Source organism: Aestuariibius sp. HNIBRBA575 (assembly GCF_040932005.1).
Lineage (GTDB): Bacteria > Pseudomonadota > Alphaproteobacteria > Rhodobacterales > Rhodobacteraceae > CANLNM01.
The window spans coordinates 227,447-241,385 of the sequence record NZ_CP162414.1; the positions used below are offsets into that span (position 1 = coordinate 227,447).

A 13,939-nucleotide genomic window follows, 5' to 3' on the forward strand; every position below is an offset into this window, starting at 1 on the left:
GCCGCGCGACGGGTCGCACGGCCTATTATTTGGGGATTAACCGCGCTTATTGCAAGCGCTGGCCATTGGCCGAAATGTGGCCTTGTTCGTTGATTTCGATTTTTGAGGTCAACATGTCATCACCCACGGGTGTGGTGAACATACCCATCATCATGCGGGGCATCATGGCTTCTTGTTCTGGGATCAGACCCATCTGGATCAGCTTGTCGATCAGACCGTTGGCACCGTTGATGGCCAGGTTCAGTTCACCCATGGGGCGTGGCAGGCCGTCAAATGTTTCCAGATCGGTATTGTCGAATGTGAATGCGCCGTCACCCAGAATTTCTGCGCCAACCAGCGACACAGTCAGGTTGTTCAGGTTCAGAGAATGCAGTTCGCCGGGCATGTCAGACATGGCCAAAGCATCAGCCTGAGATGGGTCCAGCACGTCAAAGAACAGTTTCGCCGCACCAGTCAGATCAAAGGACACAGTGGCCGGATCATGTGGCAACACGCCCGCTGGGTCGGCCATGGACCACAGCAATTCGTTCACGGTCAAACCGCCCAAGGTCATGTTCAGCGCAAAATCCTGCGGGTCGTCGCTGGCAGAAACTGGAACGTCGATGCCGTAAGACAACTCTTCCATTGCGAATTCCACTGGCAATGGAATTTCGGACCCGACAATGTTGGCCGCGAGGTTTTGAATGGCGCCCTGATAGGCAAAACCGTCCATGCCCATGGCCAGCGCAACATTGGCGCCGTCAAAGGATGCGGCACCTTGGGCCATGTCGCCGTCAGCGTTGAAATTCATGCTGTATTCTGTGGCACCTACAGAATAGCCGCCTTCAACTGCGAAACCATCAACGAACATGTTGTCGGGGTTTTCCATTTCCATCATGTTCAATGGCATCGCGATCTGCGCGGCTGCCGCCAGATCCGCCAGCGTACCGGCCATCTGAACGACCCCGCCGCCGCCGTTTTCGGACACATCAACCACAATGGTCGTGTTTTCCGCAGCCATGTTGTAGGACACGTTCCGCAGGTCAGATGTGTGCGTCACATAAGTCCCGGAAATGCCGGAAATCACGACGCTGATGTCATTCAAGACGACTTCGTCATCTTCGATGCTGGTCACAGTCAGCGCATAGCTGTCAGCGGACACGGCATAGTTAAATTCGCTTGGATCGCCGGACACAACGATGTTCATGTCATCATTTGTCGCGGTGATCGAAACAGGTGTGCCTTCCAGAACCAGATCAATTGTGTTCTCAGGTGATAGGGTCACCGCAACCGTGCCGTCCCCCTGTTCTGTGAACTCAAGCGATCCAATGGTAGAGGTCACGGAAATATCGGGCTCTTGCATGGACACAACCAGATCGGTCACAGAAATGGTGCCGCCGGATGCGGTTTCTGAACCGATGGCGATGTTGACTTCGCCGGACATGCCCATGGTTTCTTGCCAATCTTCCCAAACCTGTTGGGCGGTGACATCGGCGAATGCGGCAGTGCTGCCAGCGAGGGAAATAATTAAAGCAATTTGGCTTGCTTGGTTAAAACGGGTCATTGGGTTGTCTCCCCTAGTTTAAAAATCTGTAATCAGCATTCCCCTTCTTCCTCAAAGAGGTCAAGGTGGGGAAAACAAGACTGTGGAAATTTTGCACGAATTCCCATGGGCTTCTGCTGGATGAGGAAAATGGCATGGATATGACGGAAAAGGTAATTCTGATCACGGGCGCCAGTCGGGGCATCGGGGAATCGGCTGCGCGGTTATTCGCCGCTCAGGGTGCCAAGGTTGCCCTATTGGCCCGAAACGAAGATCAGATCGCGACGATTGCCGGTGAAATCGGGCCCAATGCGTTGGCGATTCCCTGTGATGTCAGCCGGTATTGGGAACTAGAGGCAGCCGTAAACGCGACAATCAAAACCTTTGGGCGGTTGGATGTGTTTATCGGCAATGCAGGCGTGATCGACCCGATCAGTCATTTGGCGGGCACCGACCCTGACGCCTATGGGCATACAATCGACATCAACCTAAAAGGCGTGTTCAACGGTATGCGTGCCGCATTGCCGGGGATGATCGAACAGGGCAGCGGCACCATCATCACCATTTCATCCGGTGCGGCCCATGGCCCTGTTGAGGCATGGTCGGCCTATTGTAGCTCAAAGGCGGGGGCCTATATGCTGACGCGATGCGCGGACAAAGAAAATCGCGATTTGGGTGTGCGGGTGCTGGGCCTGTCACCGGGCACAGTGGCCACCGAAATGCAGCGCGAAATCAAGGCATCGGGGATCAACCCGGTCAGCGCATTGGAATGGTCCGATCACATTCCCCCTGAATGGGTCGCCAAAGCGTTGATCTGGATGTGCGGCCCAGAGGCAGACGCATATCTGGGCGCAGATGTGTCCCTGCGTGACCCAGACATTCGCCAAAAAGTGGGTGTCGCATGATCCGGGCCAATTTAATCGGCGACGTGTTGCATCTGGTCATTGATCGCGTCGACAAAGCCAACGCCCTGACCCAAGACATGCTGTGCCAATTGTCGATGGCGATCGAAAATTCCGCGACCGAGGCCAAAATGCTGGTGCTGACCGCCGAAGGCAGCGTGTTCAGCGCGGGGGCTGATCTGGACGATGTGGCCAATGGCGATCTGGCCGTGTCCGACGCATGGGAACACCTGTCACAAACCATCGTTGATTTCCCCGGCCTGTCCGTCGCTGCGCTGAATGGCACAGTTGCAGGTGGGGCCAATGGCATGGTTCTGGCCTGTGACATCCGGATTGCAGCGCCGCATGCCAAATTCTTTTATCCGGTGATGAAACGCGGATATCTGCCGCAACCGTCCGATCCCAAACGCATGACGGCCCTGATCGGCCCGGCGCGCACAAAGATGATCCTGATGGCGGGGCAAAAAATAGACGCCACCGAAGCGTTGGCATGGGGGTTGATCGATCGGATCGCCACATCGCCGTTGGATGCTGCGCTGGCGCTGGGGGACGATGTTTTGAATGCCCGCCCGGATCTGATCCACGGGATCAAATCCCTGTGTTCCTGAACGTAACGGTGCGACGCTCTTTGCGCGTCCTGGTTCCTTCGCTATAGAAGCGCGGACCATTTTTGCAAAAGAGTGAAGGTTTATGGAACAGGATACCGACGCCAATACCACTGCGATCACCGCAGCAACCGACGCTGTTGAACCAGCGATGGCCGAACCTGTGATCGGACCTCCACCTGCCTTGCCGGAATGGGCGGAAACCATGCCACCGATCGTGCAGCGTGTGGTCGAATATGCATTGCAGGCGGGGGATATTGCGCTGTCATGGCTGCTCAGCCCGGCGGCGTGGTCGCAATTTGCGCTGATCATCCTAAGCTACCTGTTGGCCGTTTACCTGACCAAACGCCTGCGTCCAAAAATTGAAAAATTGCTGACGCCCGCCGAGGATAACCAGTCGATCCTGTCCAAGATACGTCGGTTCACACTGATGTTCACGCCGTTACTCCTTCCGCTGTTGGCCTTTGCGCTGACCTCGGCCGGGGAACAGGTGACCCGATCGATTTTTGGCTCTGGCGCGATGATTGCGTTCGGGAAACGGGTGTTCCTGTTCCTCGCCGTGCGGGCCTTTGCGCGGGATATGTTAACCGATCCGTTCCTGCGTTTGCTGGGCAAAGTGGTGTTGATCCCAGTTGGCGCTTTTTACGCGCTGGGCCTGTTGGATCCCGTCGCAGCCAAGTTGGAAGCGACCGTAGTCCCATTGGGCAACCTGTCGTTTAACCTGTTGTGGCTGCTGAAATTTATCGTCATCGCTGGCGTGATTTTCTGGTTTGGGCGCTGGTCAAATGACCAATCGTCAACCTTTATCAAAAAACAAGAAGAGATGCGCCCGGCCACACGTCAATTGGCGGAAAAGACGGCAGAAATAGCGATCTTTGGGGTGGCCTTCTTAATCTTGATGAACATCATGGGCGTCCCGCTGACGTCGCTCGCTGTGCTGACCGGTGCATTGGGTGTTGGGATCGGTTTTGGCCTGCAAAAAATTGCGTCCAACTTTATCTCGGGGATCATCCTGTTGCTCGAAGGGCAGGCCACGGTTGGCGACTACGTCGAACTGGATGGCGGCGAAGCCGGGACGATTGTTAAAATGACCGCGCGGGCCGCCATTTTGGAAACCTATGATGGCAAATGGATCGTTGTTCCCAACGAAGATTTCATCGTCACGCGGGTGGTCAATTATTCCGATAGCGGATCTGCCAATCGCTATGAGGCCGCGTTTTCCGTGAGCTATGACACTGATATCAACCTGGTGCCGGGTATCATTGATGCCGCCGTGTCCAAGCTGGATTTCGTGTTACAAGATCCCGATGGTCCAGACTGTGAACTGCGCGGGTTTGGCGATAGCGGCATTGATTTTGCTGTCGAATTTTGGGTCAACGGCATTGATGATGGGCGCAATAAATACACGTCGCATGTGCTGTTTGCGGTTTGGAACGCGCTGAAAGAGGCAGGAATAGAAATCCCGTATCCGCATCGCGTTGTCGAAATCAAAGGCCAGTTCCCCAGTGGCTGACCCCCGTCCCAACATGGTGGTGATTGGCGCCGGTCCTGCGGGGTTGATGGCTGCCCACGAAATGGCAAAGGCGGGCTGCGCTGTGCGGGTCATGGACGCCATGCCATCGGTGGGGCGCAAATTCCTGATGGCGGGGAAATCTGGCCTGAACCTGACCAAAAATGAACCGATGGATCGGTTCCTTTGTGCCTATGGCAAATGCCCTGATGTGTTGCAAACCGCGTTGCGTGAATTTGACCCCGAGGCGGTGATGCGCTGGGCCACGGATCTGGGCCAAGAGGTCTTTACCGGGTCCACCAAACGCGTCTTTCCCAAATCCATGAAGGGCTCGCCATTGTTGCGAAGCTGGATGGCGCAATTGGTGAATTTAGGGGTGACGTTTCACACCCGCTGGGTTTGGCAGGGCTGGGATGCGGGGGCATTGGTTTTTGACACAGCTGAGGGTCCGCAAACCGTCACCTGCGACGGCGTTGTTCTGGCGCTGGGCGGTGGCAGCTGGGCGCGGTTAGGGTCAAATGGGGTGTGGGTTCAACATTTTCCGCGCGACAATGTGCAGCCGTTTTTGCCGTCAAACGTTGGGCTTAACCTGCGTTGGAGCGACCACATGCAGCGGCATTTTGGTCAACCGATCAAAGGGTGCAGCCTGTCAGCCGGGGGCGAAACAACCCGCGGCGAATTTGTCATTTCAAAATCCGGCCTAGAAGGCGGCGGGATTTATATGATGACGCGTGCTGTGCGGGCAGGGCATGATTTGGTGTTGGATTTATGTCCGGATCTGAGCGTCAAAGACGTGCAACAGAAATTGGCCCGCCCTCAGGGCAAAACGTCGCTGGCCAATCATTTGCGGCGGTGTTTGAAACTGACCCCTGCGCAGATTGCGCTGCTGAACGAATTTGGCCGGCCATTCCCGGCAAACCTTGCCCCGTTGATTAAGGCATTGCCGCTGCAACATGCGGGATTTGCCCCGTTGGATCATGCGATTTCAACGGCGGGTGGGTTTCGGTTTGATCTACTGGACGGGTTCATGATCCGCGACCAGCCCGGCGTTTTTCTGGCGGGCGAAATGCTGAACTGGGATGCACCGACGGGGGGATATTTGATCAACGGTTGCCTTGCCACGGGGCGCATGGCGGGGCGTCAGGCCGCGGATTTTGCGTTAAACGGATAGCGTCTGTGCTATTTTATGGACATTGCTGATCGCGTTCTGAACGTCGGCATTTTGGGTGCGATGATTTACGATTGCCGCGCGTAAACACACGATTCCATCTGCGTTTGTTGTTGAAAACACGGTCTTTCCTTCGATCTGAAGCCGCTGCGCAATCAGGGTGTTCAGATCGCTTTGGGTGGCCTTATCCAGCGACGCATTTGCGGTAAAAATGCAGACATTGGACAAAACCGGCGCCATCAAGGCCATGTCAGCATGGGCGGTGACCAAGTCGCCCATAAATCCGGCCAACCGACAATTTTCACTGATCGCTTGCCCAAATCGATCTTGTCCATATAGCTCCAGTGCGGTCCAAACCTTGAGCGCGCGATTGCCGCGCGACAGGTCGATCCCGTAGTCACAAAACCACGGATCCCCCGCCCCCAACCCGTCTTGTTGGGCCGCCAGATAGGATGGGCGGGCCGCAAAGGCAGCGCGGTGGTCAGCCTCTTGTCGGATCAGAACCAGCCCGCAATCATAAGGGACGGACATCCATTTATGAAAATCGCAAGCCATTGAATCAACACGGCCAATCCCGTCTGTCAGCCCATGCCAAGGATCGTCAGCCAACCGGGTCCATGCCCCAAATGCCCCATCAACATGCAGCCAAACACCTAGGGTTTGGGCAATGTCGGCCAGCCCATTCAAATCGTCAAAATGCCCACGATCCACAGAACCTGCCGTGCCGATGATCGCAAATGGGGTCAGCCCGGATTTGCGGTCCTGCGCGATCAAATCCTGCAATGCAGACAGGTCCATCCCGTCAGGTCCATCGTCGGGAACCAAGCGCAGGGCGTCGCTGCCAAAACCCAACAATTCGATCGCATTTTTGGTGGCGGTGTGGACCCCCGCGCCGGCATAAGCGACCAGCTTTGCACCGTCATTTCCGGATTTCCGCGATGCTGCCCCCAGCGTTTTCAGGCGGGCGGCGGACAGGGCGATGACTGTCGCTTGGGACGTGCCAGTGACCAGGACACCGCTGGTTGTGTCGGGCAAACCCATCACTTTGCGGGTCCAGTCGATCACGGCACGTTCCATATAAGTCGCGCCATGATCACGACCGCCGCAATTCGAATTCATCGTCGCCGCAACCATTTCGGACAACAACCCAGAGGCAAGCCCGGTCCCGTGGACCCAGCCGAAAAACTGTGGATGGGTGTTGCCGGTATGATAGGGCAAAACGTCATGTGTCAGGCGTTCAACCAGCGCTTCGGCTTTGGTTTCACTCCCTGAAATTTCGTAGCTTTGCTTGATATCTTCGGGGACCGGCACCCACGGGAAATCGGCAGCGTTTTCCAATCGTTTCAGACAGGTATCCAGCAGGCGGTGGGCCTGCGCGCGAAAATCATCCCAGTTTTCTGGATCAAGTTTGGAATTGGTCATAATCGCCCCTTAGCGGCGGGCCATCATCGATAGCCGAATGAGGGCGCGTTCTACCAGCGCCTGTTGTGGTGTCAAAGCCGCGGACCGCAATTGAAGATCCGTATCTGTCAGTAATGTCAGCGCTTTTTCCAGTCGGTTGCGTCCCCAATGACTGGCTTGGCGCACGATTTTATCGCGACGCGGACCAAAAACGGGCGGGCGCAAACGCCCCACACCTTGGGCGGCCCCACCGGGATCGCTGGCCGCAACATGAAGCCTGCGAAAATGGCGGGTCGCCCCAATACACAGCCCAACCGGATTGACCCCTTGGGCGTATAATTTGCGCAATATGGGGGCGATGTCGCTGGTGCGGGCCTCGGCGACGATGTGCAGCACATCATCCAAATCCGCCTCAGAGGATTGTGGCGCGCAGGCGGCGACATCTTCGACTGTTAGGGGCGTGTCGTCCTGATATTTGAACAGCCCGATTTTATCGACAGTTTGGCGAAAATCACCCGGTTGCAAGTCGCGAGACAGGTTTGTCAGCGCTTCCATGCTTTCGCGGTCGATGTTTTTAAGCCCAGCCAATCGAAGAGCCTCTTCGATATCCTCACGGCTGGGCGGTTCGTCATAGAGCCCAACAGCAAAGGCCTGTTTATGACCTTCAAACGCTTTTCGCAGCTTGGATTTGGCGGTCAATTGCCCAGCCGTGACAATGATCTGGGCATCACCCGGAACCCAATCAGTCAGGCCCGCAATGATGGTTGGGGCCAACGTGTCGGTTGCATCTTCGACAAAGGCCACGCGCGGTCCGGGGAAAAAACCCTGTGCCTTGATGGCGTCGTTTAACATGGCAAGGTCTTTGCGCAGATCAGCGGCGGGAATGCGGGTCAGGCGCATTTCTTCTTCGCCTTGGGGGCCAATCAGCGCAGAAATCACGCGTGTTCGACCATCAGCCACGCGCATTGGGTCGGAGCCAAAGATCAACAAACCGGCGGAATCCGGGTTTGGTTTGCGAAAGTATCCCGATGCTTCGCGGGTACTCAACTTCATGAGGCAGGGACCGCAATCAACAATTGACTGATCGTCAAATCCGCCAGCGATGTAGCCAGTCGATCCTCGGCGTCACGTTTGGCAGCCGTGTTTGCAACAGGTGTCGACGTGGCGGAATAGCTGGTGAACGTGCGCACGGTGCCTTGGGTGACGATCTGCGCTGTGTCGGACGCAATGAGGGTGAACTTGGCCACGCCTTCGATGGAGAAACGTGTGTTTTCCCTTGTGTCGGTGATGCCAAGCGCACTTTCGCGTTGGCTCAGTTCGACCTCTAGCCGGTATCGCGCGACCTGTTCAGGGCCAAGTCGTGCAGCGATTTGACCTGAAAAATGAAAACCAAATCGGTCCGCTGGCGCAACCACCTGAACGGAATTGCGCAGCGTATTTGCCGAACCATCAGGGCCATAAACGGGCGCGAATCCGCACCCCGCCAACATCGTCACAAGGCCCAGAACGGCCCCGCGACGTGTGATTTTTAACGTTTTATCAGATGACGACATTCACAATCCGACCCGGTACAACGATGAGTTTCTTGGGCTGGCCACCGTCCAGCGCCTGTACCACAGCCTTGTTCGCCAGCGCGATTTTTTCAACCTCTTCCTTCGGCATATCCTTGGGAATTACGATTTCTGATCTGCGTTTTCCATTAATCTGAATAGGCATGGTGACGTTGTCTTCGACCAGCAAGGATTCGTCGGCCACGGGCCAGGGGGCGTTGGCTATCAACCCGTCGCGCCCCAGCAGAGACCAGATTTCTTCGGATAAATGCGGCGTCATGGGCGACATCAATTGTGCCAAAATGGCCATCGCGTCGCGTTTGGCGGCGGTGCCTGCTTTGGATTTTGCCAATACATTGGTGAAGCCGTACAATTTGGCGATGGATGAATTAAATCCAAAACTATCAACGCCTTGAGTGACCTCAAAGATGGCTTTGTGGGCGGCGCGGTTCAATTCCTCATTGGCTTTGGCATCGCCAGCACTGTCAGTGTCGACGATTTCACTGGCGATCCGATGCACCCGGTTTAGGTGTTTAAACGCGGCCTCAGCCCCGGAGGCGGTCCATTCCACATCCCGTTCGGGCGGGCTGTCGGACAGGACAAACCAACGGGCGGTGTCAGCGCCGTATTGTTTAATGATTTCAACTGGATCGACCACGTTGTTTTTGGATTTCGACATCTTGGCCGATGGGATCACCTTAACCGCTTCGCCGGTTTCTTTGACGACCACGGTGCCGTTGCGGTCTTCGACCTCTTCTGGATAGTGATAGATCGGACGGCCGTTTTCGTTCTTGCGGGTCGCGTTTTCATAGATCGCGTGGGTCACCATGCCCTGTGTAAACAAAGCGTTAAACGGTTCCTTGGCGCTATCGGGCAAACGGCCGGTGATGTTCATCGCACGGGCAAAGAACCGCGAATACAGCAGGTGCAAGATCGCGTGTTCGATCCCGCCAATATACTGATCGACGTTCATCCAATAGGCGGCATCGTCCAGATCGGTTGGGGTCGCGGCATCAGGGGATGTGAACCGTGCGAAATACCACGAACTGTCGACAAAGGTGTCCATGGTATCGGTTTCGCGTTTCGCGGGTGCACCACAGGATGGGCAGGCGCAATCCCGCCACGTTGGGTGCCGGTCCAGCGGATTGCCGGGAATGTCAAACGAGACGTCGTCAGGCAATTCGATTGGCAGGTTTTCCTTTTTCTCAGGAACCACGCCGCAAGTGTCGCAATGCACAACAGGAATGGGGCAACCCCAATAGCGTTGCCGCGACAGACCCCAATCACGCAGACGGTATTTGGTCACGCCTTCGCCGATGCCTTTGGCGGTGCAGGCATCTACGGCCGCGTTTACGCCGTCTTCGCCAGTTTGCAGCTCATCCCCTGCAAAGCCTTTGATATAGCGGACTTTTTCTGCCTTTGTTGGCACATAAGCCTCGGTTAAATCGGCGTTGCCTTCGGGGGCTTCAAACACCGGGATGATCGGCAGGCCGTATTTGGTCGCATATTCAAAGTCGCGCTGATCATGCGCAGGGCAGCCAAAGATCGCGCCGGTCCCGTAATCCATCATGATGAAATTGGCGACCCAGACGGGCAATTCCTGACCTTCGATCAGCGGATGTTTGACGCGAATGCCCGTGTCAAAACCCAGCTTGTCGGCCTTTTCCAATGCCTCGGCAGTGGTGCCGCCTTTGCGCATTTCAGCAACGGCTGCAGCCAGCTCGGGGTTGGTTTGCTCCAACTCTTTGGTGATGGGGTGATCGGGGGACAGACCCACAAAAGATGCGCCCATCAGGGTGTCGGGGCGGGTGGTGTAAACTTCGATTTCACCGCCATCAACGCGGGTAAAGCTGAACTGCAACCCGCGGGATTTGCCGATCCAGTTGGCCTGCATCAGTTTCACCTTGGCGGGCCAGTCATCCAGCCCGTCGATGGCGGACAGCAATTCTTCGGAATAGTCCGAGATTTTAAAGAACCACTGGGTCAGAGCGCGGCGTTCAACTTCGGCGCCGGATCGCCAGCCTTTGCCGTCGATGACCTGTTCGTTGGCCAGAACCGTCATATCGATTGGGTCCCAGTTCACCACGGCGTTTTTACGATAGACCAGACCTTTTTCCAGAAAATCTAGAAACAAGGCCTGCTGCTGGCCGTAATATTCCGGATCACAAGTGGCAAACATGCGCGACCAATCCAAGCCAAAGCCCAGAGGTTTCATCTGTGCAACCATGGTGTCGATATTGTCGTAGGTCCATGTTTTGGGGTGGCCACCAGACGCCATCGCGGCGTTTTCGGCGGGCATGCCAAAAGCGTCAAACCCCATTGGGTGCAACACGTTATGGCCGGTCGCCAATTTGTAGCGCGCGATCACATCGCCCATCGTGTAGTTGCGCACATGGCCGATATGAATGCGCCCGGACGGATAAGGGAACATTTCCAGCACGTAATATTTGGGTTTGTCACCGCTGCGGGTTGCCTTGAACGTTTCTGCCTTGTCCCAGGCGGCTTGCCAGCGGGCTTCGATGTCGGAAGGTGTGTAGGGGGCCATGTGTGCGGTCCTTGGAAATGAAAGCGCTGGGGAATTGCAAACGCCGGGCAATGTGCCCGGCGTGGAATATCTGGTCAAACGGGCGTGATTTACAATGCGCTATCGGCCTGCCGTAACTGGCGGGCACGCGATAGGATCGCGTCTTCTACGGCGCGTTGGGTTTCTGCGGAAACAGGACCGGATCGGGTGGCCAAGGCCACGTTCAATGATCGCGCGTCCAGCGCCGGATCAGAGATAAAGATCGTTGCGCGATAGGCGCGTCCACCGCCGGGAGGTGTGCCATAACCCGTTGCGATGACGCCGGTAAACGGGTCAACGGATTGGATCGGCAAGAAGTTCAAAACATCCAGCGACGCAGCCCACAGATAGCGGTTCACCGCGACATTTTCGGACCCGCGCGTGCGGGCAATTTGCCGGGTCGCGCCTTCGTCGGAACGGGATGCAGAGGCAGACCCCAGCGATCCACCAAAAGAGCTAAGACTGCCAGAGCCGCCACAAGCGGATAATGCAGTAAGAGAAATCAGCGCAATCGCGCCTTTTGAGACTTTCGCCAGTGACATCAATTCGTCGTCCTACGATGGAATGCGCGATGAAATGTTTGCAAGCCTGTGTAGCCGTTGAACATTGCCGGGACAAGGGCATTGGTGTGCTGGGCGATCTGGGGCAATAAATTGCACCCCCAAAAAGCAGAACGGCCCCCGAAGGAGCCGTTCAAACTATAGAATATTCTTCGAATTAGAAGTCGAAGGATACTGCAACAGTTGTGCCTTGGTTAACTTCGTAACCGGAACCGATTTCGTCAGCGTCGCCGGCGTATGTGTCGCCTTCTTCACCGTAAGAAACCAACAGCTCTGCGCCGCCGCCCAGGTCGTATGTACCAGCGACATACAGCTCAGTTGCGTCGGAGTCGCCGTCGTTCTGGATGTAACCAGCATAGACCATTACGCCGTTACCTACGTCGTAAGAACCTTCCAGGCCGATTTCTTCGTCGTTACCTGTGTGGTACCAGAAGTCTACAGCTACTGGGCCGTCGGAGTAACCAACTTCAACACCAGCGTTATAGTCTTCAGCAGCGCCATCTTCAGAAACGTAGAAGACAGTCGCAGTTACTGGACCGAATGGGTACGCAACTTCAACACCTACGGACGATGTGTCGTCTGTGGAGTTAGAAGTGTAAGCGAAAGTTACGTCAGCGGAACCGAATGTGGAAGACGCTGCCAGACCGATGATTTGGTCGATGTCTGCGGACAGACCTGTGTCAGCGGACAGTGCTTCTTCTTGGTAAGCCAAGATGAAGTTGTACTGACCCATGTCAGCAACAGCAGCAACCTGCAGGCCAACCAGATCGTCTTCGTCAGTGCCGCCATTGGCGTCGATGATGAAGTAAGAAGCAGCTGCAGTTACGGAACCGAATGTGGCTTCGCCGCGCAGAGTAGCTTCTTCGTCCAGACCGTCGTCAGTTTCAGCGAAACCGTCTGTTTCCATGTTTGTAACGCCGGACCAGTGAGCTTGAGCAGCTGCATCGGTATCACCGAAGTACAGGCCAGCATTGTCGGAAGTTACAGACAAAACGTAGTCGGACAGAGCGATGTCGTCATCGCCGTCACCCAGACCAAACGCGTCATCGTTTGCGATGTCTACGTCCAGTGTGAAGCCAACTGTCAGGCCGTTGTCCAGAGTTTGGTCAGCGGAGACGGACAGGCCAACGGACCAGTAGAAACCGTTTTCTACTTCGTCGTTATAACCGATTTCAGCGTCGCCACCGAAAGATACTTCAGCTGCAGCGGCGCCAGCAAAGGCGACGATGGAGGCTGAGGCGAGAAGGATGCTTTTCATGGATTTTCCCTCGTGTTTGCATTCCAGAGAATGCTAGTTGAACCAGCATTGATGATGTCTTTGCGCCCATCTGCCTGCACACTCAAGCAAATTGGGGTCAGGTGGTTCCCCTGTAGCGTAAAATGATGCATTGGTGCCACACAGGCCAAACCCCGCCCATTCCTTATATAGGGGGGTAATTGAGGTGTTTGGCCTTTAATACGTTGAAAGAGTCAGCAAGATCAGGAGGCTGCCCATGTCATTGTCCGAGGTGCGCGCGAATATTGATGCGCAATTGCAGGTTTCAGGCCGGACCGGCGATCAGGTGGAACTGATTGCGGTATCAAAGGTGCAGCCGCTGGACCGTGTCGAAGCGATTCTATCAAAAGGGCAGCGGGTCTTTGGTGAGAATCGCGTTCAAGAGGCGGCAGGCAAATGGCCGGCCTTTCGTGAGCGCTATGAAAATGTGGTTCTGCATCTGATTGGACCGCTGCAAACCAACAAAGCCCGCCAAGCCATGGAACTGGCGCAGGCGATCCATTCTGTTGATCGGCCCAAACTGGCGACGACCATCGCGCGGTTGGCGCAGGAAATGGGATCCTGTCCTGACCTCTTTATACAGGTCAACACCGGAGAAGAGCCGCAAAAGGCCGGTATCCTACCCGCCGACACGGATGCGTTTGTCGCACAATGTCGTGAATTGGACCTGCCGATCTGTGGTTTGATGTGTATCCCCCCCGTTTATGAGGAATCCGCGCTGCATTTCGCATTGCTGGCGAAAATGGCGGAACGCAACGGTTTGACCGGTTTGTCCATGGGAATGAGCGGAGACTACGAAAAAGCCATTCGGTTCGGCGCAACCCATGTGCGGGTAGGGTCAGCGATATTCGGCGAACGTCAGGGTTAAGTCGCAACAATTGG

At 55.7% G+C, this 13,939-nt stretch carries 12 protein-coding genes; 5 read left to right on the forward strand and 7 right to left on the reverse strand.

Annotation, left to right across the window (positions count from 1 at the left end; all coding sequences use genetic code 11):
* Positions 1-46 precede the first annotated feature (46 nt).
* A complete protein-coding gene (locus AB1F12_RS01150) occupies positions 47-1,543 on the reverse strand; it encodes a DUF2125 domain-containing protein (RefSeq protein WP_368185955.1) in 1,497 nt (498 codons plus the stop codon).
* 134 nt (positions 1,544-1,677) lie between these two features.
* Between AB1F12_RS01150 and AB1F12_RS01155 the strand changes: the two genes are divergently transcribed.
* From AB1F12_RS01155 to AB1F12_RS01170, 4 genes are all read left to right on the forward strand, one after another.
* Entirely contained in the window at positions 1,678-2,427 is a 750-nt protein-coding gene (locus AB1F12_RS01155; RefSeq protein WP_368185957.1) for an SDR family oxidoreductase, read from the forward strand.
* Positions 2,424-3,032: an enoyl-CoA hydratase/isomerase family protein gene (locus AB1F12_RS01160; protein ID WP_368185960.1), complete on the forward strand. Its 609-nt coding sequence runs from the start codon at positions 2,424-2,426 to the stop codon at positions 3,030-3,032. Before AB1F12_RS01155 ends, AB1F12_RS01160 begins: the two co-directional genes overlap by 4 nt.
* 202 nt (positions 3,033-3,234) lie before the next feature.
* The gene (locus tag AB1F12_RS01165) at positions 3,235-4,542 is read left to right on the forward strand and encodes a mechanosensitive ion channel family protein (protein ID WP_368188204.1); all 1,308 of its coding nucleotides are present in this window, start codon (positions 3,235-3,237) and stop codon (positions 4,540-4,542) included.
* 13 nt (positions 4,543-4,555) lie between these two features.
* Positions 4,556-5,710: a TIGR03862 family flavoprotein gene (locus AB1F12_RS01170; RefSeq protein ID WP_368188206.1), complete on the forward strand. Its 1,155-nt coding sequence runs from the start codon at positions 4,556-4,558 to the stop codon at positions 5,708-5,710.
* On the opposite strand, the gene AB1F12_RS01175 is transcribed toward AB1F12_RS01170, so the two are convergent.
* The 6 genes from AB1F12_RS01175 to AB1F12_RS01200 all read right to left on the reverse strand — a co-directional run bounded on the left by AB1F12_RS01175 (position 5,699) and on the right by AB1F12_RS01200 (position 13,039).
* A complete protein-coding gene (locus tag AB1F12_RS01175) occupies positions 5,699-7,129 on the reverse strand; it encodes an aspartate aminotransferase family protein (RefSeq protein ID WP_368185962.1) in 1,431 nt (476 codons plus the stop codon). The two genes, AB1F12_RS01170 and AB1F12_RS01175, sit on opposite strands and share 12 nt — an antisense overlap.
* Positions 7,130-7,138: 9 nt before the next feature.
* Entirely contained in the window at positions 7,139-8,161 is a 1,023-nt protein-coding gene (gene holA, locus AB1F12_RS01180; RefSeq protein WP_368185964.1) for a DNA polymerase III subunit delta, read from the reverse strand.
* A complete protein-coding gene (locus tag AB1F12_RS01185) occupies positions 8,158-8,661 on the reverse strand; it encodes a hypothetical protein (RefSeq protein ID WP_368185966.1) in 504 nt (167 codons plus the stop codon). Before AB1F12_RS01185 ends, holA begins: the two co-directional genes overlap by 4 nt.
* The gene (gene leuS / locus AB1F12_RS01190; RefSeq protein WP_368185967.1) at positions 8,648-11,203 is read right to left on the reverse strand and encodes a leucine--tRNA ligase; all 2,556 of its coding nucleotides are present in this window, start codon (positions 11,201-11,203) and stop codon (positions 8,648-8,650) included. Before leuS ends, AB1F12_RS01185 begins: the two co-directional genes overlap by 14 nt.
* Before the next feature lie 89 nt (positions 11,204-11,292).
* Positions 11,293-11,763 carry a DUF3576 domain-containing protein gene (locus AB1F12_RS01195; RefSeq protein WP_368185969.1) on the reverse strand — a complete coding sequence of 157 codons (471 nt, stop codon included), beginning with the start codon at positions 11,761-11,763 and terminating at the stop codon, positions 11,293-11,295.
* A gap of 175 nt (positions 11,764-11,938) precedes the next feature.
* Positions 11,939-13,039 (reverse strand): porin, encoded by a 1,101-nt coding sequence (locus AB1F12_RS01200; protein WP_368185970.1) that lies wholly within the window; start codon positions 13,037-13,039, stop codon positions 11,939-11,941.
* A gap of 235 nt (positions 13,040-13,274) precedes the next feature.
* Here AB1F12_RS01200 and AB1F12_RS01205 point away from each other — a divergent pair, with 235 nt between their 5' ends.
* Complete coding sequence (locus AB1F12_RS01205; RefSeq protein WP_368185973.1) at positions 13,275-13,925, forward strand: YggS family pyridoxal phosphate-dependent enzyme; 651 nt, start codon at positions 13,275-13,277, stop codon at positions 13,923-13,925.
* Positions 13,926-13,939 lie beyond the last annotated feature (14 nt).